Origin of the sequence: Fibrobacter sp. (assembly GCF_045601785.1) — a bacterium.
GTDB lineage: Bacteria > Fibrobacterota > Fibrobacteria > Fibrobacterales > Fibrobacteraceae > Fibrobacter.
This window is the reverse complement of sequence record NZ_JAZSAF010000031.1, coordinates 1-19,886: the sequence shown is the minus strand read 5'-3', so window position 1 is coordinate 19,886 and position 19,886 is coordinate 1. Positions and strand designations below refer to the sequence as shown.

At 51.9% G+C, this 19,886-nt stretch carries 22 protein-coding genes; 4 read left to right on the top strand and 18 right to left on the bottom strand.

Going from position 1 to position 19,886, the window contains the following annotated elements; translation table 11 throughout:
• The 6 genes from ACKI61_RS05115 to nuoB form a co-directional block, all read right to left on the bottom strand.
• On the bottom strand, positions 1 to 645 hold a 645-nt coding region (locus ACKI61_RS05115; RefSeq protein WP_407456697.1), incomplete at its 3' end, for a 2Fe-2S iron-sulfur cluster-binding protein.
• Positions 646 to 649: 4 nt separating this feature from the next.
• Positions 650 to 1,957: an NADH-quinone oxidoreductase subunit NuoF gene (gene nuoF / locus ACKI61_RS05110; protein ID WP_300086108.1), complete on the bottom strand. Its 1,308-nt coding sequence runs from the start codon at positions 1,955 to 1,957 to the stop codon at positions 650 to 652.
• A 2-nt stretch (positions 1,958 to 1,959) separates the two neighbouring features.
• On the bottom strand, positions 1,960 to 3,021 hold the full coding sequence (locus ACKI61_RS05105; RefSeq protein WP_407456696.1) for an NAD(P)H-dependent oxidoreductase subunit E: 1,062 nt from the start codon (positions 3,019 to 3,021) through the stop codon (positions 1,960 to 1,962).
• Positions 3,018 to 4,211 (bottom strand): NADH-quinone oxidoreductase subunit D, encoded by a 1,194-nt coding sequence (locus ACKI61_RS05100; RefSeq protein ID WP_073318559.1) that lies wholly within the window; start codon positions 4,209 to 4,211, stop codon positions 3,018 to 3,020. The genes ACKI61_RS05105 and ACKI61_RS05100 overlap by 4 nt, the downstream gene beginning before the upstream one ends.
• Entirely contained in the window at positions 4,208 to 4,828 is a 621-nt protein-coding gene (locus tag ACKI61_RS05095) for an NADH-quinone oxidoreductase subunit C (protein WP_407456695.1), read from the bottom strand. The genes ACKI61_RS05100 and ACKI61_RS05095 overlap by 4 nt, the downstream gene beginning before the upstream one ends.
• A gap of 2 nt (positions 4,829 to 4,830) precedes the next feature.
• A complete protein-coding gene (nuoB, locus tag ACKI61_RS05090) occupies positions 4,831 to 5,466 on the bottom strand; it encodes an NADH-quinone oxidoreductase subunit B (protein WP_298771128.1) in 636 nt (211 codons plus the stop codon).
• A gap of 239 nt (positions 5,467 to 5,705) precedes the next feature.
• Between nuoB and ACKI61_RS05085 the strand changes: the two genes are divergently transcribed.
• The gene (locus tag ACKI61_RS05085; protein ID WP_407456694.1) at positions 5,706 to 7,394 is read left to right on the top strand and encodes a putative bifunctional diguanylate cyclase/phosphodiesterase; all 1,689 of its coding nucleotides are present in this window, start codon (positions 5,706 to 5,708) and stop codon (positions 7,392 to 7,394) included.
• Positions 7,395 to 7,406: 12 nt separating this feature from the next.
• Here the strand turns inward: ACKI61_RS05085 and ACKI61_RS05080 are convergent, their stop codons facing one another.
• A complete protein-coding gene (locus ACKI61_RS05080; RefSeq protein WP_407456693.1) occupies positions 7,407 to 8,246 on the bottom strand; it encodes a pyridoxamine kinase in 840 nt (279 codons plus the stop codon).
• A 6-nt stretch (positions 8,247 to 8,252) separates the two neighbouring features.
• The gene (locus ACKI61_RS05075; protein WP_407456692.1) at positions 8,253 to 9,434 is read right to left on the bottom strand and encodes a cytosine permease; all 1,182 of its coding nucleotides are present in this window, start codon (positions 9,432 to 9,434) and stop codon (positions 8,253 to 8,255) included.
• A gap of 216 nt (positions 9,435 to 9,650) precedes the next feature.
• Here ACKI61_RS05075 and ACKI61_RS05070 point away from each other — a divergent pair, with 216 nt between their 5' ends.
• The gene (locus ACKI61_RS05070; RefSeq protein WP_407456691.1) at positions 9,651 to 10,592 is read left to right on the top strand and encodes a LysR family transcriptional regulator; all 942 of its coding nucleotides are present in this window, start codon (positions 9,651 to 9,653) and stop codon (positions 10,590 to 10,592) included.
• Positions 10,593 to 10,667: 75 nt separating this feature from the next.
• Here ACKI61_RS05070 and ACKI61_RS05065 read toward each other — a convergent pair whose 3' ends face one another.
• On the bottom strand, positions 10,668 to 11,228 hold the full coding sequence (locus ACKI61_RS05065) for a PolC-type DNA polymerase III (RefSeq protein ID WP_407456690.1): 561 nt from the start codon (positions 11,226 to 11,228) through the stop codon (positions 10,668 to 10,670).
• Positions 11,229 to 11,233: 5 nt separating this feature from the next.
• Complete coding sequence (locus ACKI61_RS05060; protein ID WP_407456689.1) at positions 11,234 to 11,827, bottom strand: hypothetical protein; 594 nt, start codon at positions 11,825 to 11,827, stop codon at positions 11,234 to 11,236.
• Between the two features lie 709 nt (positions 11,828 to 12,536).
• Between ACKI61_RS05060 and ACKI61_RS05055 the strand changes: the two genes are divergently transcribed.
• Complete coding sequence (locus ACKI61_RS05055; RefSeq protein WP_407456688.1) at positions 12,537 to 13,439, top strand: hypothetical protein; 903 nt, start codon at positions 12,537 to 12,539, stop codon at positions 13,437 to 13,439.
• Positions 13,440 to 13,592: 153 nt separating this feature from the next.
• Here ACKI61_RS05055 and ACKI61_RS05050 read toward each other — a convergent pair whose 3' ends face one another.
• The 8 genes from ACKI61_RS05050 to ACKI61_RS05015 all read right to left on the bottom strand — a co-directional run bounded on the left by ACKI61_RS05050 (position 13,593) and on the right by ACKI61_RS05015 (position 19,079).
• Entirely contained in the window at positions 13,593 to 14,093 is a 501-nt protein-coding gene (locus tag ACKI61_RS05050; protein WP_407456687.1) for a hypothetical protein, read from the bottom strand.
• Positions 14,093 to 15,328: an AAA family ATPase gene (locus ACKI61_RS05045; protein ID WP_407456686.1), complete on the bottom strand. Its 1,236-nt coding sequence runs from the start codon at positions 15,326 to 15,328 to the stop codon at positions 14,093 to 14,095. The genes ACKI61_RS05050 and ACKI61_RS05045 overlap by 1 nt, the downstream gene beginning before the upstream one ends.
• Before the next feature lie 257 nt (positions 15,329 to 15,585).
• Entirely contained in the window at positions 15,586 to 15,891 is a 306-nt protein-coding gene (locus ACKI61_RS05040) for a hypothetical protein (RefSeq protein ID WP_407456685.1), read from the bottom strand.
• 12 nt (positions 15,892 to 15,903) lie between these two features.
• The gene (locus ACKI61_RS05035; RefSeq protein ID WP_407456684.1) at positions 15,904 to 16,446 is read right to left on the bottom strand and encodes a Panacea domain-containing protein; all 543 of its coding nucleotides are present in this window, start codon (positions 16,444 to 16,446) and stop codon (positions 15,904 to 15,906) included.
• 126 nt (positions 16,447 to 16,572) lie between these two features.
• Positions 16,573 to 17,049: an ATP-binding protein gene (locus ACKI61_RS05030; RefSeq protein WP_407456683.1), complete on the bottom strand. Its 477-nt coding sequence runs from the start codon at positions 17,047 to 17,049 to the stop codon at positions 16,573 to 16,575.
• Positions 17,046 to 17,603, bottom strand: coding sequence for a helix-turn-helix domain-containing protein (locus tag ACKI61_RS05025; RefSeq protein WP_407456682.1), 558 nt, complete (start codon positions 17,601 to 17,603; stop codon positions 17,046 to 17,048). The genes ACKI61_RS05030 and ACKI61_RS05025 overlap by 4 nt, the downstream gene beginning before the upstream one ends.
• 173 nt (positions 17,604 to 17,776) lie before the next feature.
• Complete coding sequence (locus ACKI61_RS05020; RefSeq protein ID WP_407456681.1) at positions 17,777 to 18,661, bottom strand: Abi family protein; 885 nt, start codon at positions 18,659 to 18,661, stop codon at positions 17,777 to 17,779.
• Between the two features lie 253 nt (positions 18,662 to 18,914).
• On the bottom strand, positions 18,915 to 19,079 hold the full coding sequence (locus tag ACKI61_RS05015; RefSeq protein WP_407456680.1) for a hypothetical protein: 165 nt from the start codon (positions 19,077 to 19,079) through the stop codon (positions 18,915 to 18,917).
• Positions 19,080 to 19,194: 115 nt separating this feature from the next.
• Here ACKI61_RS05015 and ACKI61_RS05010 point away from each other — a divergent pair, with 115 nt between their 5' ends.
• Positions 19,195 to 19,797 (top strand): P-loop NTPase fold protein, encoded by a 603-nt coding sequence (locus ACKI61_RS05010; protein ID WP_407456679.1) that lies wholly within the window; start codon positions 19,195 to 19,197, stop codon positions 19,795 to 19,797.
• Positions 19,798 to 19,886: the final 89 nt, after the last annotated feature.

The window sequence follows — 19,886 nt, the reverse complement described above, 5'->3', positions numbered from 1 at the left end:
GTCTACCACGTTCATGGAGTAATTGCTGTCCAGCGTAGCCCCGGGGTAAAGGGCTATGGCGTTGTGTGCCCCGCGGCCTACCACGCCCAGTACCTCTTCGCCTACAATCTCTTTCATGAAGCGCACGCAGCGGCGGCAAAGCACGCAGCGCTCTTGGTCCAAATTAACGCGCGGGCCGATGGAAAGGTTTTTGCCTTTTTTGATTTTGGCTTCGGTGAAGCGGTGGGTGCCGCTGCCGTAGTCGTTGGTGTATTCCTGCAATTTGCATTCGCCGGCTTGGTCGCAAATCGGGCAATCCAGCGGGTGGTTCACCAGCATGAATTCCTGGGTGGCCTTGCGGGCGTTCTTCACGCGGGCACTAGATGCGGGCGTGTAAATCTTCATGCCCGGAGCGACCGGCGTGTAGCAGGCAATCACGAGCATACGGCCTCGGGGGCCTTCTTGCTCCACCAGGCACTGGCGGCAGTTACCGGACACCGGCAAATACGGGTGGTAACAGACGTGAGGAGTTTCAATCCCGACAGCCTTCAAAGCTTCGAGCAGGTTCGTATCGCCAGGAACCATCACGGCCTTGTCGTCCACGAAGATTTCCACCTTCGGGCTGTTCTCGGTCGGGAGTTTCGGCATGTTGTAGAAGTTACTCATATTATTACCAGAAAATTCCAGGACGATAGTTTTCCTGAACACGCGGCTTGGCGTGGTCGGGGTTCTTTGCAATCAGTTCATCGAAGTCGGCTCTGAACTTCGCGGTGTAGGAGCCCACCGGGCCACCGAGCGAAATAGACAGCGGACAAATCGTCACGCCGCCAAATCCACCAGAAAGGCTCTGCATGAGTTCCACGTCGCCGTCGTGGCCCTTGCCTTCCACAATCTGGTTCAGAATGCGGTGCAGAAGACCCGTACCTTCGCGGCACGGAGTGCACTGGCCGCAAGATTCGTGGCTGTAGAAGTTGCCGAGCACGTTCAGGAGTTCAGCCATGTTGTGCGTATCGTTAATCACGATCATGGCGCCCGAACCGAACATCGTCTTCATGGAGGCGAGGCATTCGTAGTCCATAGTGGCAACGGCGCATTCGCCCGCGTTCAGCGGAGCGCAAGAGGAACCACCCGGAAGTACCGCCTTCAGGTTTCCGCCCACGACGCCACCGGCGTATTCGTTAATCATCGTCATCATCGGAGTGCCGAGCGGAGCTTCGTACACGCCCGGATTCTTCACGTCGCCCGAGATGCAGAACACCTTGGTACCGCCGGCACGGGGTGTACCCATCTTGGCGTATTCTTCGGGTTCATGCTGGAAAATCCAGGGGAGAGCCATAATGGTTTCGACGTTGTTCACGCAAGTCGGGCTCTTCCAGGCGCCACTCACCGCCGGGAAAGGTGGCTTCAGACGGGGCTGCCCCTTCTGGCCTTCGAGCGAGTTAATAAGAGCAGTTTCTTCACCGCAAATGTAGGCGCCAGCGCCACGGTGAACAAAGATATCGAAACTGAACTTGGTGCCGCAAATGTTTTCGCCGAGGTAACCGGCGGCGTATGCCTGGTTCAAAGCCTTGTTCAGGCTTTCGATGCAGGGCAGGAATTCGCCACGGCAGTAAATGTATGCGGCACGGCTACCGAGAGCCCAGGCTGCAATAATCAAGCCTTCGATCAAGCGGTGCGGATCTTCCATCATCAAGAAGTGATCCTTAAAGGTACCGCCTTCGCCTTCGTCAGCGTTCACTACAATGTACACGGGCTTGCCGGAATTGCGCGGAACAAAGCTCCACTTCATACCGGTCGGGAAGCCAGCACCGCCACGGCCACGAAGGCCGGAACGTTGTACGTAGTCAATCACTTCGAACTGGCTCATGTTGAACAAGCGATCCGAAATGTTTGCGTAGCCGCCCAGTTTCTTGTAGACTTCAATGTCCTGGGCGCCCTTGCCAAAATTTCCTGTACAAACTTTTACTACTTCAGCCATAATTACTTAGCCTCCTCTACCGGAGCGGGCTTCTGCGTAGTCACCGCTTCCTTGGAAGGTTTTGCCGTACGTTCACCGGAAGTTGCAATCATGCGATACACATCGCCCGCCTTGCCGGCAGCATCCACAAAAGCCTTGTCCTTCACGCCGGGTTCACCGACAGCGACCCAATTGCTGCCGTTCTTCTTTTCGACGACAATCTTCGTGAATTCGGGAGCGCCCTTCCAGGTGAGGGTGGCGCCATTTTCGTCGGCTTCAGCCTTCACGTTAAGCACCGGAGAAGGCGGAGCGTAGTCAGCGACCTGCGGCTTGGCCGTAGCACCCGGAGCACCGGGATGGCCGCCGTGGCCCTTCACTGTGCCGCCGAGCACGTCGTGCTTCGGAATGTTGTTCGCGTGAGCCTTGCACCAGTCGATAATGCGGTCGATGCTAGCTTCGGTAAGAGTCGTACCGCGCTTCATCTTGAGCTGACCGTCGACCACGTCGGTGGCGAAGTCATCGTTCACGAGCATCATCGGGCCATTGCCGCAGCTACCCAGGCATTCCACCTGAAGCACGGTAAACATGCCGTCGGGAGTAGTTTCGCCGCTCTTGATGCCGAGCTTGTTTTCCACATACTTGATCAGCGGCTGGGCACCCTTGATAGCGCAGCTGATGTTGCGGCAGAACTGCAACAGGAACTTGCCCTTCGGGGCGTGGTTGTACATGGTATAGAAAGTAGCGACGCCGAGAGCGTGTGCCGGAGCGCAACCGCAGACGTTTGCCGCCCAGCGGATACCTTCGGTCGGAACCCAGCCGAACACGCCCTGCACCAGCCAAAGGACTTCAAGCAGAGCGCCCTGGCCCACCGGGTAGCGGCTGAGCAAGTCGGCGCAACGTTCCTTGATTTCGGGAGTGTCAAGCTTTGCGAGCACTTCCTTCGGAGCGGGCTGCGGAACAGGCTTGTTCACGTAGCCAAAAGTCTGACCCGGATCCGGGAGCGCGGGAATCGCTTCGCTCGGACCGTCAAACTTCAAATGGTTATTCGATACAAACTGAACTGCACCTTGAATATGTTGTGTCATCGGTCAAGTTCTCCAGCAATCATGTTGAGGCCAGGCAGCGTTGCCATGGAGTCGGCAAGGGTCAGGCCTTCGACCAGTTCGTTAAATGCAGACACATGGGCAAACGACGGGGAACGCACCTTGATGCGGTAGGGGTGGCCGCTGCCATCGCTTACGATGGTAAAGCCAAGTTCGCCGTTCGCGCATTCGCTTGCGCAGTAGTATTCGCCTTCGGGCACGCGCACACCTTCGTACACGCTCTTGAAGCGGCCGATAAGGGCTTCCATGTCCTGGTAGGCAAGCTTGTGCGCTGGCACGCGGATGCGTGGGTCGACGATGTCGACCGGGCCCGGAGCGAGGCGCTTCAGGGCCTGGCGCACAATCTTCACGGATTCTTCAATTTCGGCAAGGCGCACCTGCAGGCGGTCGTTGGCGTCGCCCTGGGTTCCCACCACGACTTCCCAGTCGTAGGTTTCGTAGTCGTAGTAAGGTTCGTCCTTGCGGAGGTCGCTTTCGACACCCGTCGCACGGAGACACGGACCAGTCCAGCCGTAGCTGATAGCGCGTTCGGCAGAAATCTTGCCGACACCCACGGTACGGTCAAGGAAGATACGGTTGCGGTCCAAGCAGGCGTGCAGGTCCTTGAGGGCCTTTTCCACCGACTTGCAAGCAGCGAGCACATCATCTTCGAAGCCGTCGTAGCTGTCGCGGTAGAGGCCACCGATACGGGCAAAGCTGTTCGTAAGGCGTGCGCCCGTGAGCTTTTCCCAAATCAGCATGATTTCTTCACGCGGGTTGAAGGCATACATGAACGGTGTGGTACCGCCCAAGTCCTGGAAAGCAGCTGCCACACAAATAAAGTGGTCGTTGATACGGGAGAGTTCGTTCACAATCACGCGAAGCACCTTGGTGCGTTCCGGGATTTCGATACCGTACATGTTTTCGACAGCGCGGCAGAATGCAATGTTGTTCATCATTGCAGAGCAGTAGTTCAAGCGGTCGGTGTACGGGATCACCTGCTGCCAGGTGCCGCGTTCGACCATCTTTTCAAAACCGCGGTGCATAAAGCCGATTTCATGGACACCGGCCACGATGGTTTCGCCATCGAGGGCAGCCAGCAAGCGCACGCAGTGGTGTGTCGCCGGATGCGTCGGGCCCACGTTCAGGGCCATCAGGTTCATCTTTTCGCCATTCGGGTCAAGTACGATCATTCTCTGATACTCCCTTCAAGATATTCTTCTTCGACAGGCATGATTTCCTTGGAACGCTGGATCACCTTGTAGCCCTTGTCTTCCAGGCGCTTTTCCAGTTCAGGAATCAAGAAATCGCTCGTCGAAAGCCACTGGCGCTTCTGGGCAGGATAATCCTTGCGGAGCGGATGGCCCACAAATTCAACATGGTTCAAAATGCGGCGCAGGTCGGGGTGACCTTCGAACACAAGACCGAACTGGTCGTAGACTTCGCGTTCGAGCCAGTTGGCGCTTGCATACAAATCTGTAAGGGTCGGCACCTTCAGGTCGGCTTCGCTGACCAGCACCTTAAGACGGACGCGGCGGCCCGGATTCTTCATGCTCTTAAAAGCGTAGCTCACGGCAAAACGCGGACCTTCATGGTTCGGGTAGGTCAGGTAGTCGATACCGGCGAGGTCGAGGAGCATGTCGAACTGCATCGACGGATCGTTCTTCAGGAATTCAACCGCATTGTGCAGGTATTCCTTCGGGACCACCACGCAGGCGTCCCACTTGGCCGCATCGTCCTTCTTGCCACCAAACTTGGAGGTGAGGACAGAAACGACCGTTTCTGCAAAAGTCATTTCATTGGCTTCCATCATTACTCCTTCCAGAACTGTGCTTTCTTGACAAGTTCCTGCTCTTTTTCAGCTACGAATTCCTTGATTTCGGCAGTCTTTTCACGGGCAAAATCGCGGGCTTCCGCCTTCGCCTGTTCGGTCTTCGCCTTGATCATTTCGAGCTGGTCCTTGACGCGTTCGGCACGCTGCTTCATGTAGGACTCATCCTTGATCTTCTTCTGGAGGTCAAACATCGCCTCGAAGAACGCTTCCGGACGGGAGGGGCAACCACCGATATACACATCCACCGGAATGATATGGTCAATGCCCGGCACCGTGCAGTAGCAGTCATAGAAACCACCGGAGCTGGCGCAGGCACCCATGGCGATCACCCAACGGGGTTCGGCCATCTGTTCGTACATGCGCTTGAGTATTGGCGCTTGCTTATAGGAAATGGTACCGGCCACAAGCAGCACGTCGGACTGACGCGGCGTAAAACGCACGTATTCAGACCCGATACGGGACAAGTCGTAGCGGCCCACTTCGGTACTCATAAATTCGATTGCGCAGCAGGCAGTTCCATAAGGGAACGGCCACAGGGAGTTCGTTCGGCCCCAGTTGACCAGAAAGTCAAGAGAGGTCGTAATGAAATTCGGCTTTTCTGCCTCATTACTCATAGGAGATTACCTCTTTAAATGCGGGCAAAAAGATAGAATTTTAAAGGTTTCGCCATCTATCTGTTTGGAGCGAAAAGACTCCATCGGGGGCAGTCGAGCAGAGTTCCCGCCGTACAAAAGTTAGTTTAAACTAATAAATATATCGGCTCTTGCAAGCGTTCCATCAGAAAAAAGCATATAAAAAGCTTGCATTGCATGGCATATTTTTTTACATTTGGCGCGGTTTATTGAGGATGTTAATGGATATTTCGCTCTACAACGATATGTATCTCGACTTTAGGTCCAAGCTTCTTGGCTCTATCTATACGACAGACGAGATGTTCGCCGTAATGGCAAGAAACATACCCCCCATCGCCCAGATCGCAAACATCGGATACATCCACTGCATCTTCTACGCCCCCATCAGCCAGTTTGCACCGAACGGGCTCTCTGGCGAGTTCACCGCCTACCACGACAAGAAAAAGCTCCCCGCTATTCCAGCCAACGTGGACTTCTCCGAGACGATGAGCACCGGCGAGCAGGGTTCTTTCACCTTCCAGGCGCACCCGGTCGAAGGTCACATCTTCAGCGATTCCGAAAGGCAGATGGTGCAGCTTTTAAGCTGGGACTTTTTCATCCTTACAGGTCGCGCAAGGCTCATGGGCAACACCCGCAAGGCAACCATCACCGACGCGATGACCGGCGCCTACAACCAGACGGGAATCTTCGCCTTCTACCAGCAATACATCGGCGATTCGCTCAAGGACTACACCGCCATATTCATGAACCTGAAGAACTTCAAGTACGTGAACAAGTCCCTGGGCGACCAGATGGGCGACCTTACGCTCAAAATGTTCGTGCGCCAGATTCTGATGAACCTGGACGACCGCGAACTCATCGCACGACTCGGCGGAGACAATTTCTTCGCGCTCGTCAAGAAGGAACACCAGGACGGCTTCATTTCCAAGTTCAGCTCCTGCGAACTGGTACTCAACCAAGGGCCCAAGCCACAGAACATCCGCATCCAGACCCGCATGGGCGTCTACCCGCTCGAAAAGAACACAAACATCGGGGACGCCATCAGCAGCGCAGGCACCGCCATGAACGCGGCGAAAGCCATCAAGACTCGCGACATCATGTTCTTTACCAAAGAAATGTTCGTCCGCACGCTGCACCAAAAGGAAATCTCGAGCGAATTCCACAACGCCATCCGCAACAAGGAATTCGTCATATTCTTTCAGCCGAAAGTCGACCTGACCACCAAGAAGCTCTGCGGCGCCGAAGCGCTTGTGCGCTGGATTCGCCACAAGACCATCGTCCCGCCGATGGACTTCATTCCCATCCTGGAACGCGAAGGCACAATCTGCGACCTCGACTTCTACGTGTTCGAGACGGCATGTTCCGACATTCGCCAGTGGCTGAACGCAGGCATCGAACCGCAACGCATCTCCACGAATTTTTCGAAACTGCACCTGAAGAACCGCGACTTTGCAAGCCGCATTCTCGAAATCATGCACAAGCACAACATCGAGGGCAAGTACATCGAAATCGAGCTCACCGAAGTTTCCGACTACGACGACGCGCTCGCTATGCAGAACTTCGTGAACACCATGTCCGAAAACGGCATCGCCGTCTCCATTGACGATTTCGGTACAGGTTACTCGACACTGAACGTGCTCAAGGACTTCAACATTTCTACCGTCAAGCTCGACAAGTCGCTTTTGAACAACATCGGAAATCCCGAATCAAAGGACGAAGTCATCATCCGTAACGTGGTGAACATGGCGAACGAGCTCAAGAAGGAAGTTATCGCCGAGGGAGTCGAAACTGAAAAGCAGGCACAATACCTGCGCAGCATCAACTGCAACAATGTCCAGGGATTCCTGTTCGACAAGCCGCTGGTGCACGACGACTTCCAGAAGCGCCTGACCGAAGAACAGCCCTACTAGGGATCGCCCCTACTAAGGCTCGCCGTCTTCGATTAAATCGCGAAGATACATTTCGAAGCAGAGCCCCCAATGTTCGGGGACTTTGTTTTTTTCGCAGTAGCCGATGCACTTGGACGCATAATCGGCCGCGCAACGGACCGAATCGTAAAAATCGTGGCCGTTCAGGTACTTGCCCGCAATAACGGCGCTGATCACATCGCCCGTACCGCTGCGGTCGCCACCGATGCGGTCTACCAGGAGCACCCGCGGGGACTCTCCCCTGCTGTAGACGAAGTTCATGATCTGCTTGTCGTTGTAGTGGATTCCCGTCACCACGATATGTGCGGGTCCCTGCGCGCTCAGCTTTTCGCACATGGCCGTAAGCGCCTTGGCGTCAAATTCGCCGTTGTGGTAGTCTTCGTCCATCAGCGCGCAGAGTTCCGTCAAGTTCGGCGTCAGAATGTCCGCATAGCGCACCAGGTTCTTCATCTTCGCCGAAAGTTCCGGAGTGTAGGTCTTGTAGAGCTTACCGTAGTCGCCCATTACCGGGTCCACCAGCGTAAAAACGCCTGGCTTCTTGAAATGCCTGATGAAGTCGACGACGATATCCACTTGCTCCACCGAGCCCAGAAAGCCCGTCGCAATCGCGTCGAATTCCATATCCAGATTCTTGTAGGTCTGGATGTAGTCGCGCATCTTGGGGGTGTAATCGTCAAAGTAATATTCGCTAAACTGCGTATGCGTCGAAAGGATCGCCGTCGGCACCACCACCGACTGGATTTTCATGGCCGATACAATGGGAGCCATGACGGCGATGGAGCACCTGCCGAAACCCGTGATATCATTGATGAGCGCGATTTTCTTTTGCGGCATGTCAGATCAGCTGAACCTTTTTTTCAGCACCCAAATATACGAAATCAGAGCCGAGACGACAACCGACAAGAGCGTAGGACCAAGGAAAACGGAGTCCAGGCGTTCCGCCACCTGATAGGTGCCAAAGCCGACCAGCCACGCAAACAGGTTCCAAAGCCAAAAACCGAGCCCTTCGCCATTTCTCTTCGCCAGGAAGAACGACACCAGCAGCACCGCGGCCATCGGCGCAAACACAGAAGCTATCATGTAAAGGAAGCTGATGTAGTGGTCCATGATTCCCGAAATGGCTATGGCCGCACTCAGGGCGCTCACCACGACACCGGCCACCTTGGGATTGATACTTCCGACAATGGCCTTCGCCGACTCGCCCGCGGAATTTGCTGCCAAGAAGTTCGTCGTCACCGTCGAAAGCACCACGATGACGATTCCCGGAACACCAAGCCCCGCCAAAAGAATCGCATGCGCGATGTCGCAGCCGTTACCGATGTGCGCAATCATTACACCGAGAATGTACATCCAGAGGCTTGCAACCGTGTACGCCGCCGCAGAGACGAGCGTCGCCTTGACAGGCTTCTCGACATCGCGGGTGTAGTCCGAAATCACCGGAAGCCAGGAGATGGGCATCGCAATGGAAATCTCGAAAATGTTCCAGAAGCCAAGCGTCGCGGCAGCGCCTGCCGAAGTGGTCGCAGCGGGAACACCCACGCCAATAAGCTTGAACGAAAGCACCACGAGCAGCACGGCAAGCACCGCCATCACCGCCGTCGTCACATTCGCCGAGCGCTTGAGCCCGACAAAGACCCAGATGCCAATCAGAGCTGCCAGAATGACGCAGGTGAGTGGAAACGAAATCGGAAGTGAGAGCCCCGCAAGGGCAAGCGCCCCCTGGGCGTTCAGCACCGCGACCCACGCCATCAACTGGAACAGGTTGAGCGCCGCAAAGAACTTGGAGCCGTAACGGCCAAAAGTCGAAGTCGTCGTTTCCATTGCGTTCACACGCAGGCGAGCCCCGATAAGCCCCACGAAAAAGAGCATGATGCCGCCAAGCAGGTGCCCAAGAATCAGCGGAAGCCAGAGCGGCACCTTCGCCATAGCACCGATCTCGATGCCCGCCTCGATTTCAGAGACAGAAATGGCGACACCGAACCAGATGATTCCGCTTGCAAAAAGGCCCGTACGCTTTTCCATTCTGTAGCTCCTTGAAAAGTTGAACGGATTCTAAAAACGCGCTCAAATATAAAAAATAGGGTCCCCTTTTTGTTATAAATTATACCTATCACACCATGCAGGAAAATAGTATAGCCAAATACCCCAAAATCGCTTGACGGTGTAATAGGATTTTCCTATATTTCATTCCTACAAGTTTAATAGGAATTGAAACAAGAACAAGGAAGGACCGCAACCATGACACTACAGCAACTCCGTTACGCCATCGGCATCGCCAAGGTGGGCTCCTTCAACAAGGCCGCCGAGAACCTGTTCATTTCGCAGCCGTCGCTCACTGCCGCCATCCGCGACCTCGAAGAAGAAATCGGCATCGTAATTTTCAACCGCACCAGCCGCGGCGTCTCGCTCACCGCCGAAGGGGAAGAGTTCGTGGCACAGGCAAGCCAGCTGTACCACCACTACGAAACAATCCTCGAACGCTACAGCGACGCCGTGCACCAGAAGAAGAAATTCGCCGTATCCACGCAGCACTACTCCTTTGCCGTCAAGGCCTTCGTGGAAATGGTCAAGAAGTTCAACCTGGACGACTACGACTTCGCTCTCCGCGAAACAAAGACCAAGGAAGTCATCGACGACGTGGCAGGCCTCAAGAGCGAAATCGGCATCCTGTACCTGAGCGATTTCAACCGCAAGTACATCACCTACCTGCTCAAGGAGCACGACCTGGAATTTCACCACCTGATCGACTGCAAGGCCTACGCCTACATGTGGAAGAATCACCCGCTCGCAAGCCAGAAGTCCGTGAACCTGAAGGACCTTTCGGCATACCCCTGCCTTTCTTTTGAACAGAGCGAAAGCGGCAGCTACTACTTTGCCGAAGAGATTTTAAGTACAAACGAATATCACAGGACCATCAAGGCGAACGACCGCGCCACCATGCTGAACCTGATGGTGGGCCTGAACGGCTACACGCTCTGCTCGGGAATCATCAGCGAAGAAATCAACGGGTCGGACTACGTGGCCGTGCCCTTCAAGGACGCGAAGGGCGAAGACGACCGCACCATGGAAATCGGCTACATCGTAAAAAAGAACTTTATGCTTTCGACTATCTGCAGGCTATACATCGCCGAGATGGAAGAGTACCTGAAGAGCTACACCGCATCGCACAACGCGAACTGATCAAGCCTCAGCGGGCTTACGGACGGTCGCAAAATAGCGGTTGCAAAAAAGGTTGCAAAATAAAGGTTGCAAAAACTATACCACCTTGAGCTTCTTGGGCGTCGAAAGGTTCTTTACCTCTTTCAGAATCTTGTCGGCGCCGCCCTTTTGGTAGGCAAGCTTCAGAATCTCCGCCGCCGCCATCGCATCGGCCAGGGCGCGGTGGTGATTAAAGTCCGGCAGCTCGAGCGACTTTACCAAGTTGTGCAGGCTGTAGCTCGGAAGCCCCGGAAAAAACCGCCGAGAAAGCTTCACCGTGCAGAGCCTCGGCGGATCGATCTTGATACAGCAGCGGCGCAGTTCCGTACGCATAAAACGGATGTCGTACTGCACATTGTGCGCCACGAAAATGCGGTCCTTGAGGAGCTCCGCCACCTGGTCTGCCACCGCCGAGAACTGCGGCTTGCCCTGCACCATCTCATCGGTAATACCCGTAAGCCCCTGCACAAAAGGCTGAATCGGCATGCCCGGGTCCACCAAGGCGCTGAATGTGCCAACCACCTCGCAGTCATCCAGCAGCACGATTCCTATCTCGGTGATGCGGCCACTCTCGGGAGTGCCGCCTGTCGTTTCCAGATCCACTACAGCAAACTTCACGGCAGCTACCTGACAGGAATCTCGAATTCAAGCGTCTGCCGGGCGGACTCGCTCAACACCTTCGCCTTTAGCACCTTGGACTTCGGCTTTGCGTACAAAGGAGCGACCATCAAATTCGAAACCCCATGGCTTTCGCTCGGGGTCGCCTCGGAATCGCGCGAGCGCTGCGAAAAAACGGGCTTTTTCCCCTTGTCGTAAATCGAGTAGACCAGCTCGCGCACAAAGCCAGGCTTGATCTGCTTGGTCGGCACCTGGAAGTAGACGATGCCACCCTTCGGCAGCTTGCGCAGGCTGTCGCGGATTTCCTCCTCGGTCGCAAACTCGCCCTCGAGCATCATGCGGGTGTCTTTTTTGAGCTTGTCTATGCTCTCGTACAGAACCGTAATCTGGAACTTCGCATCTTCGGGGATAGCGTCCGGGCGCACATCGCGGATTTTCGCGTTGTTCTGGTAGTATTCCCAGCGACCGTTGTCATGCAGAATCACCGTCGACCCGTTCGAGGTCGTCGCCACGATGTCGGCAGCAAAAGAAACCGCCGAAAAGCACATCAAAAACGCAAGAACACTCGCCCACCTAAACACCCGAACATCCCTAATCATGAACACCCTCGTTCGTTTATCCCAAATATAAGTGATTAAGAAAGAAAAAGGCCACAAAAAAGGAAAAAAAAGGAAAAATTAGGGGATAATGAAAAAAAACGCGAAAAACGCGGGTTCGTTTTGCAGGTTTTCAGCGAGATGCGGGCCGCTGGGGGCTGGGCGCGGGCTAGTTTGGGGCGAGATGCGGGCCGCTGGGGGCTGGGTGCGGGCTAGTTTGGGACCAAATTACGGACTTTTGGACGCCCCTAGGCACTTTAGTCCGTAATTTTCGACGAATTACACACAAACTAATCACCAAAATTCGGTTGCACGACGGACTAAAGCCCGCACACAGCCTCTTTAGTCCGTAATTTTCGACACACCACCACCAACTAACCACCAAGTGGCAGGATTTTTTACGGACTAAATCCACCGCCCACGCATTTTAGTCCGTAATAGACACCCCAAAAGCCCCCTAAAGAGCCTCCAGCGGGCCAATTTTTACGGACTAAATCCACCGCCCACGCATTTTAGTCCGTAACAGGCACCCCAAAAGCACTCCACCATCCTCAAAAAACAAGCCTCAACGCGCCCGCCACCCCGCCCTGTAAAAAAATCAAAAAGACTTGTCTCCGGCCCCCCATTTTTCGTATATTATCTGCACAAGCGTTGATACATTGCCTAATGGCGGTATCAGCGCTTTTTTTTTATTTACAACGGAGCCATAGAGATGACAAAGACAAAGAACAAGCCCGACGACAAGCATGACACCCTTATCCAGGCGGTGGCCACCCGCTACCTTGAACTCAAAGAGCTTTTGGCACGCATTCCCGAAGCTGCAAAACAAGCGGGCAGCACAAATGGAGGCAATAAAAGCGGCAGTAAAGGCAGCGCAAAAGCCGACCAAAAACTACGGGTCAGCATGAACCACGGCCGTCCGCAATACTACATCACAAGGAGCGAGCCCGGCACATCAAGCACTAGAAAAGCGCCTGTCAACGGCAAGTTCGTGCCAAAAGCGGAAATCAAGAAAGCGATTGCTATCGCCCAGCGCGACTACAACAGCGCGACGGCGGAAGTCATCAGCAAGCAGATTGCAGCACTCGACCGCCTGCTCGCAGAATACCGCCCGAACACCCTGGACGAAACATTCACGCAGTTGCACCCTGGCCGCCGCGCGCTTGTTACGCCCGTGCGCGAACCCGACGCAGACTTCGTCGCCAGCTGGCAGCACACTCCCTACACCAGCAAGCCGTTCGAAATCAACGCCCCCGAATACTTCACCAGCACGGGCGTGCGCGTCCGCTCCAAATCCGAAGTCATTATCGCGGACGCGCTCAGTCGCGCAGGCATCCCCTTCCATTACGAATACCCCACAAGCATCAAAAGTTGGGGCACACTCTACCCCGACTTTACCTGCCTCGACATACGCACCCGCAAGGAAATCATCTGGGAGCACTTCGGCCTAATGGGCGACCCGGACTACACCGAAAACACCGTGCAGAAAATCGCCCACTATGCCACAAGCGGCTACACCCTCGGTAAGAACCTCATCGCCACATTCGAAAGCGCCACCACCCCGCTTTCCGTCAAGCAGGTACAGCAATACATCAAGACATTTTTCACAGAGTAGAACAGGCGCAGTCACTTAAAATTTGCGATCGTCAATATTCCGCCGCATTATTCGCAAAAAAAAAGACTCGCCGTGGTCCGCTCCCGAAGAACGGGATCGCGTGGCGAGTACTATTATCAAAGGCGTTCCCCGGCCAAGGCCGGGGGCGGGGGCTCACTTAACTTCTATCGTATTTTTACAGCACAGATGAAATCCGCTCGCATTATAGAATTGCTGTTTCACTTCTGCCATTCCCCGCGAAAAATCAGGATGCCGCCGATTCGCTACGTAAGCATAGCGTTTTCCCACGTTCTTAGCAGATTTCGTCTTCAGAAAAACATCAATCGTCGATTTAAGTTGGTCAGCAGCATCGCCAACAGCCTTCCTTGTACGATCTTTAAGTTCCACAAAAGCGAGCCAGGACTTATCCATTTTATAGAGCATCCCATCACACATGCTGCGTTCTTCGCCTTTTTCCTTGCCAATCGTAATATTCTTATCAACAGGAACAAACTGCAACTTCGCTGCACCAGCATTTTCCACAACCGCTTCCCATTCTTGTCGGGGATTACTTGTCGTAGAACGTGCAAAACCTTCCCCTTCCTTGTCAACCAAGCCAAAAAGGACGTCGTTCCGCGGTGGTTCCTTACGATATACGGGATTAAAGAAATCCATTATCCACGCACCTCATCCTGGATTTCAAGCAATGCATCGAACATCTCGTTCGTATCGTTCAAAGCGGAATTCAGAAAATTCGTATCACTAGGAACACCATCATAATTGCCCAGAAGTTGGAATTCGCCATCATGCGAAATTTCATATATGGAGACATCCTTCGGGCGTACTGCACCACTGCGAGGCACAATCAAATCCATCTTCCCGAGCAACTCCTTTGACTTCGCAGAATGCTTCAATTCTTCCTTAAGCATACCCGCTTTGATGGCGAGAGTAAGGTAATTCAACATATAGGGACTATGCGTCGTAAAAACAAGCTGGTTATAAGCCAGTTCATTGTTGACCTTCAAAAGTTCATTCAACACATTACGTTGAGTTTCCGGGTAAAGATTCTGTTCAGGTTCTTCAACAATGTTTACCAAGCGCCCATTAAAATACCCCGCATGAAGTTGCTTAATCAGCGTGGCACGCATTGAACTAGACAACGACCCATCTTTCAAAAGCTTAGTAACGCGATTAATAATCTTGCGTCGTTCCACTTCACTAGCCGATTCTAAGCCAGCCCCCTTCTTGTTTTCCTTAATCTTGTTAAACAAGTAACGCGTCACAATGACCATTGGAGCCATAGACTGGAAGCCACTTGCAGCTTCAGTCATTTTTATGCTGAAATTAGAATCACTCAACCAAGCAGACTTGGTCAGTTCGTCGTACGACACCTTGAACCCATTAAGCGGAAGGGACAGGGGCGTTTTAGCATTTCTTAGGGCCCTGGAATATTCATCCAGCATTGCAGACAATGAACCCGGCAAATTTTGGATCTTATCGGCATCATCCAAGGCCGCCATCAAATTGCGCTCCGCAGGTATATACATCACCTGTGGACGGACAAAGTTCCGAGTCGTTTTTATTTCAGCAACATTCAGCCAGCCCTTTTCATAGGTAAACTCAAACTTCGTACCCTTGAAGTAAAAATATGTATCCGCCTTGAAATAGTTCTGTATGTTATGGAATGCACAATATTTATCGCGAAACACATTTTTTGCAGTCAACTCATTAACGCCAAAATCACCTCGAACCAAGGCTTTCTCAAGCCAAAAGAAGGTCGATATCAACTTAGCAATAGAACTTTTTCCGGACCCCTGCCTACCACAGAGAACAGTAACCTTATTTACTTTCAAGGTTACACCATAACTGTTGACAATCGGTCCGAAATTTTGAATGAGGATCTGCTGCATACTCCAAATATACTATTTCATTTTGTCACAAACTGACAAAATGGTATTTTTTCATAAAAAATTGCCTCATCACCGGCTACAAGGCCGAATGAGGCAAGGCCCGCACCGTACTCCAGAGCGACCCGTAGGGCCAGGGCGCGCCTCCTCGACGGCACGCCTTGGCAAGCGCCTTCTCCTTGCGGGCGAGTTCCGCCTTCAGTTTCGCGACCACGTCCTCGTGCTGCGGAAACCCCCGCCAAGTTGCAGATATCTCTACCCTACTTAAAATATTCCTGTTCGATCTTGCTCAACATCGGGCAGGTCTGCCCCGCACGCAGAACAAACGCCATCGAGATTTCGTTCAACAGGCCCACCGGCACAAACACGCCCTTGTTCATGTTGTCCAGAAAGACATTCACATCTATCGCAAAGATCTGCGCACAGTCCACAAAGGAATCGTGATGCAGAAAGTCGTTCTCGCTCTTCAGAATCTTGGGCTGCGATTCCTCCGGCTTGAAACGGTAGCGTTCCAAATTGATGGAACAGCATACCACCAGCGATTCGGTTTTCTTGACAACCAGCAAATAGTTCCATAATTAAAGCGTCTGCCTGAAGAGAATATCGTCTTTTACGTATTCGCGGAGTTCGCTGTCCGCACCAATCTCATCAAGGATTTCATCTATCCTGATGGACGTATTCATGCCCGCGTTCCGGGCCGAATTCCAGGCATGTTTGTGGGACAACTGGGTCAATTCGTCGAATGACTTGTCTTTGTACAAATTAAGCGAGTAGGTCAGGGCCTCGACATCGGTCTCCGAAAGGTAATCCGCATTGACACTCTTCAGCGGCACCACGAAGCCCTTCTCGTTTCCGCGGTCGAAACGCCGGAAGGCATCGTCCTCCGACGGGTCCGGCTTCATCTCGTCGTACAAGACAGACGGCACTGGTCCATTGTTCATGGCGATATACGTGTCGCCAGTGACGGTCCTGCCGTATTTTTTCAGGTGGTACAAGTCCGCAAACCACAAGATTTTAAAAATCTTGTGCAAGCGACACTGATCCTCGGGCAACCTCGTGGCGACCCACAAGGCGGCATTGATCAGGACATCTTTGCCGAACAATGGTTTAAAAGCAGACATGCAATACCCTGGCCTAAAAAATATGAAATTCAACCATTCGAGTCCCCCCCCCTCTATTGGACCTAAGTCAGGATCGGGGCGTTCCCCGGCCAGGGCCGGGGGCGGGCTCTCGCGGCATTATTGACATTATTCCCCCTTACCCAGAACTTCCCAATGACCTCCCTTGTCAGGGCCGACACGCTTAATAACATTATCTCTTTTGAGCGAATTCAATTGCCATTCAACGCCCTTTACGGACACTTCTAGCGATTCAGCCAATTGATCCATTGTTATTGTAGGATCATCCCGTATAAGTTGAACAATTTTCTCCCTAGTTTTCTCCCTAGTTTTTTCATGCGGATTTCCCCGCCTCAAAATGCTGACCATCATGCCGCCCATAGTCGCTTGGAACGACGGAGAAGCTAATCCGGCGGTCTCGAAGCCGGACTTGATTTTCTGAATGCCACGACCCCACGATTCAATGAAACCAGCACGGTAAAAAGCATTGGCGATATTCTTGTTGCGCGGTCTTGACGTGTGCTCGCCAAGCAAATCGTCCATGGTAAAGCCTTCTGGAAGGTTACCCTCATTCCACAGAAGAATCCTGTCGGCATACACCTTCATCTGTCTTCATTCACCAGATTGAGGTTTCTCAGAACAGATTCTGTGGGCATCCTGAGCGAACCAACGGGCAAGCGCTGCGCATCAACGGCCTTTTCAAGAAAATAGACAACCGCTTTACGGTCAATGTCCTTTAAAGTTGCCCCTTTGCAAACAATATCATCCCAAGTCATGCCCAATTTTTTAAGGATAAACTGCTGCAAAGCGGTACCACGAAGTTCCTGCTTGGTAGCCCCGCTACGGTAATGGTAGGCGCCATTTAAGGATATTGCGACATTACTCGGCTTGACAACAATTTCGAGATACTCCAAACCCGACTCTTTATGGATATTCACGTCAGGAACAATCCCCATCAGCGAGACAATCTTGTTCGGGATATCCTCGGCCAGTTTCTTTGCCTTTTCCACCCCGACCAGATTGCCCATGTCATCGATACCAATGTACAAAGTTCCGCCTTGGGCATTTGCAAAACCGCAGACCCACTGCAGGTATTCGTCACGCCAAATCTTCTTGAATTCGACATTCTGGGATTCAGACCTGGATTCGAACAGTTTCATCTAGGTTTACGAAATAGATTTGTCAAGAGGTTTCGCAAAAAAATCAATTATGCCACAATTGTTTACATCAAGGAATTACGGGCGTTCCCCGGCCAGGGCCGGGGGCGGGCTCTCGCGGCATAAAATTGCGGCAAATTTTAAATTTTTTATTCGATATTGTTTGACATTCCTTTTTAAAACTTAAACCCCTTCGGCAATCCCAAAGCCTTCTCAAAATTTTCAGGACAAGCCGAAATCAATTCGTTGAATGCGGCAGTCATTTCCTTCTGGGCAGACAAATCCGTAGAAAGAAGATCGTGCAAGATGAATATCAAGGCACCGACAGAATCGTTCCCCAAATGCAACCTTTGCATGGCTGGAGTGCGGGACGGCCTTATTTTGAAGCGATATCCCCAAAGACGTCCGTGATGAGCACAACGATTACGGAGAATGACCAAACTTCGCGCCCAAGAAACCACATCGTTAGGCGGAGCCTTTAGCGCAGAAGCGACCTTTTTCACATGCGATTGGTATTTTAAAGCGCCAAAGACCTTTGACCATTTCCCGAACGAGAGGTATTCAGAAAGAATCCAGCATGGCGGAACATCTGATTCTGTATATGCTGCCTTAAAATGGACTGCGGAAAGTTCGTTGTTGTCAATCGCCCTTTCCAAGGCATCAACGCACTCCTGTTTTAAATTATCCAAATCAATGGAACTTGTAAACAAGCCCTCATCCAGAAACCAGAACGGCTCCTGCGTCTCCGTCACCATGACATAGTTCAGGACAGAACGGAACATTATTTCAAACCGGCTGAGATACTTTTGTAGAAGCGTCTTCAGTTTTTCGTCCCACAAATACAGGCCTAGAATTCGGTTGAACGATGTTTCGGGCACAAATTTGTCCAGGCGATTCCCTGCTTCGTCAAATTCTTCAAAATAGAGTCCATAACCACAAAAACGGTAGTAATTAACCCGTAACAAAACTTGTGCAGCAGAATCGTTATCTATCTCGACACCACGGCTCTTCAACAGGGCAACCTGTTCTTCGAGGGAGGTCGGCTTCTTATTGAATTTCACCGGGACCCCCTAAAAATAAAAAGACTCGCCGTGGTCCGCTCCCGAAGAACGGGATCGCGTGGCGAGTACTATTGTTAATGAATGTAACTAAAAACACCCATATTGTCAACAGGGAAATGCGAATTTTTGTGACATATTTTGTATTCGAAATTATCAAAGGCACCCCTTTCTGACAAATATACATTCTCATTTTGTCATAAAGTGTCAAAAATGACTTCTTCACAAAAAATCCAACCAATCTCTCCTACTTCCTTTAAGTTTCGCGACTTCGTCCTCGTGCTGCGACAATCCATGAATACAATGTAGCTTTTGGCAGACCCATTTCTTCGGCGATGGTCTTGACCGACGGGCATCCCGGCTTCTTTACGCGTTCAAGAAAGGAATCCCTGAGGGTTGTGTTGATAATTTTTCTGGACATGAAGGTCCCCTTTCCGCCCCGGTTTTAGGAGTTGAAAGCGGACATTTTGACCTGAGGAAGGGGGCTTACACTTCGGTTTATCCGCCGTTCCTGGTGTTTTTATATATTAGATAATATGATACGTAATTTAAAACAATTTTTCATTTCTTTATTTGTAGGATTGATATTTTCATCAATTCTGTTTTACATACCAGGGGTAGACTACCGCTACTACCTCATAATATTTTTTTGTGTATCCGCAATTTTAATCTTTGCTTATCCTATATCACGAAACAAAAGGCTTTGGCTTACTGTTTGTATCCCCACGATATTTGCTTTTGCCCTGATTCACTTCTTTAGTTCTAATTGCAGCTGTTGCGTATGGTATATAATTGCCGCATTATCTGGATTAGCTGTTGTTATTGAAATTTGCAGATTCATTGCAAAAAAAGTGTGTAAGAACAAAAAAGCTATAGAACCTCCAAACTATTTTTTTGAAAGAAATTATGATTTAGATAAAATTGAAGAATATCTTGAAAAGATTAATGTTGTTGGCATCAATGCGCCATGGGGAGGAGGAAAGACTTACCTTTTCAACATTCTAAAAAGTAGGCTTAACGAGAAATTCCATTTTGCAACAATTGAAGCAATGGCTTCGACGGTTGACTCCATAGAAAGTTATTTTATTGATTATTCCGGAGCGGCGGAGCCGCCAGTCCGGAGAAGTGAGAGCCACTAGTCCGGCCTGACGGAGCCACCTGTTTTTTGCCCTACTGGGCTTCCGACGGGTTCAACCCATACACTTCCCTCATGGACTTGTCAACCGAC

Excerpts from the sequence above, each read along its gene's own strand:
- nuoF (WP_300086108.1), bottom strand. The coding sequence starts at position 1,957 with ATGGCTGAAGTAGTAAAAGTTTGTACAGGAAATTTTGGCAAGGGCGCC.
- ACKI61_RS05105 (WP_407456696.1), bottom strand. The coding sequence starts at position 3,021 with ATGACACAACATATTCAAGGTGCAGTTCAGTTTGTATCGAATAACCAT.
- ACKI61_RS05100 (WP_073318559.1), bottom strand. The coding sequence starts at position 4,211 with ATGATCGTACTTGACCCGAATGGCGAAAAGATGAACCTGATGGCCCTG.
- ACKI61_RS05095 (WP_407456695.1), bottom strand. The coding sequence starts at position 4,828 with ATGGAAGCCAATGAAATGACTTTTGCAGAAACGGTCGTTTCTGTCCTC.
- nuoB (WP_298771128.1), bottom strand. The coding sequence starts at position 5,466 with ATGAGTAATGAGGCAGAAAAGCCGAATTTCATTACGACCTCTCTTGAC.
- ACKI61_RS05085 (WP_407456694.1), top strand. The coding sequence starts at position 5,706 with ATGGATATTTCGCTCTACAACGATATGTATCTCGACTTTAGGTCCAAG.
- ACKI61_RS05080 (WP_407456693.1), bottom strand. The coding sequence starts at position 8,246 with ATGCCGCAAAAGAAAATCGCGCTCATCAATGATATCACGGGTTTCGGC.
- ACKI61_RS05075 (WP_407456692.1), bottom strand. The coding sequence starts at position 9,434 with ATGGAAAAGCGTACGGGCCTTTTTGCAAGCGGAATCATCTGGTTCGGT.
- ACKI61_RS05070 (WP_407456691.1), top strand. The coding sequence starts at position 9,651 with ATGACACTACAGCAACTCCGTTACGCCATCGGCATCGCCAAGGTGGGC.
- ACKI61_RS05060 (WP_407456689.1), bottom strand. The coding sequence starts at position 11,827 with ATGATTAGGGATGTTCGGGTGTTTAGGTGGGCGAGTGTTCTTGCGTTT.
- ACKI61_RS05055 (WP_407456688.1), top strand. The coding sequence starts at position 12,537 with ATGACAAAGACAAAGAACAAGCCCGACGACAAGCATGACACCCTTATC.
- ACKI61_RS05050 (WP_407456687.1), bottom strand. The coding sequence starts at position 14,093 with ATGGATTTCTTTAATCCCGTATATCGTAAGGAACCACCGCGGAACGAC.
- ACKI61_RS05045 (WP_407456686.1), bottom strand. The coding sequence starts at position 15,328 with ATGCAGCAGATCCTCATTCAAAATTTCGGACCGATTGTCAACAGTTAT.
- ACKI61_RS05035 (WP_407456684.1), bottom strand. The coding sequence starts at position 16,446 with ATGTCTGCTTTTAAACCATTGTTCGGCAAAGATGTCCTGATCAATGCC.
- ACKI61_RS05030 (WP_407456683.1), bottom strand. The coding sequence starts at position 17,049 with ATGAAGGTGTATGCCGACAGGATTCTTCTGTGGAATGAGGGTAACCTT.
- ACKI61_RS05025 (WP_407456682.1), bottom strand. The coding sequence starts at position 17,603 with ATGAAACTGTTCGAATCCAGGTCTGAATCCCAGAATGTCGAATTCAAG.
- ACKI61_RS05015 (WP_407456680.1), bottom strand. The coding sequence starts at position 19,079 with ATGTCCAGAAAAATTATCAACACAACCCTCAGGGATTCCTTTCTTGAA.
- ACKI61_RS05010 (WP_407456679.1), top strand. The coding sequence starts at position 19,195 with ATGATACGTAATTTAAAACAATTTTTCATTTCTTTATTTGTAGGATTG.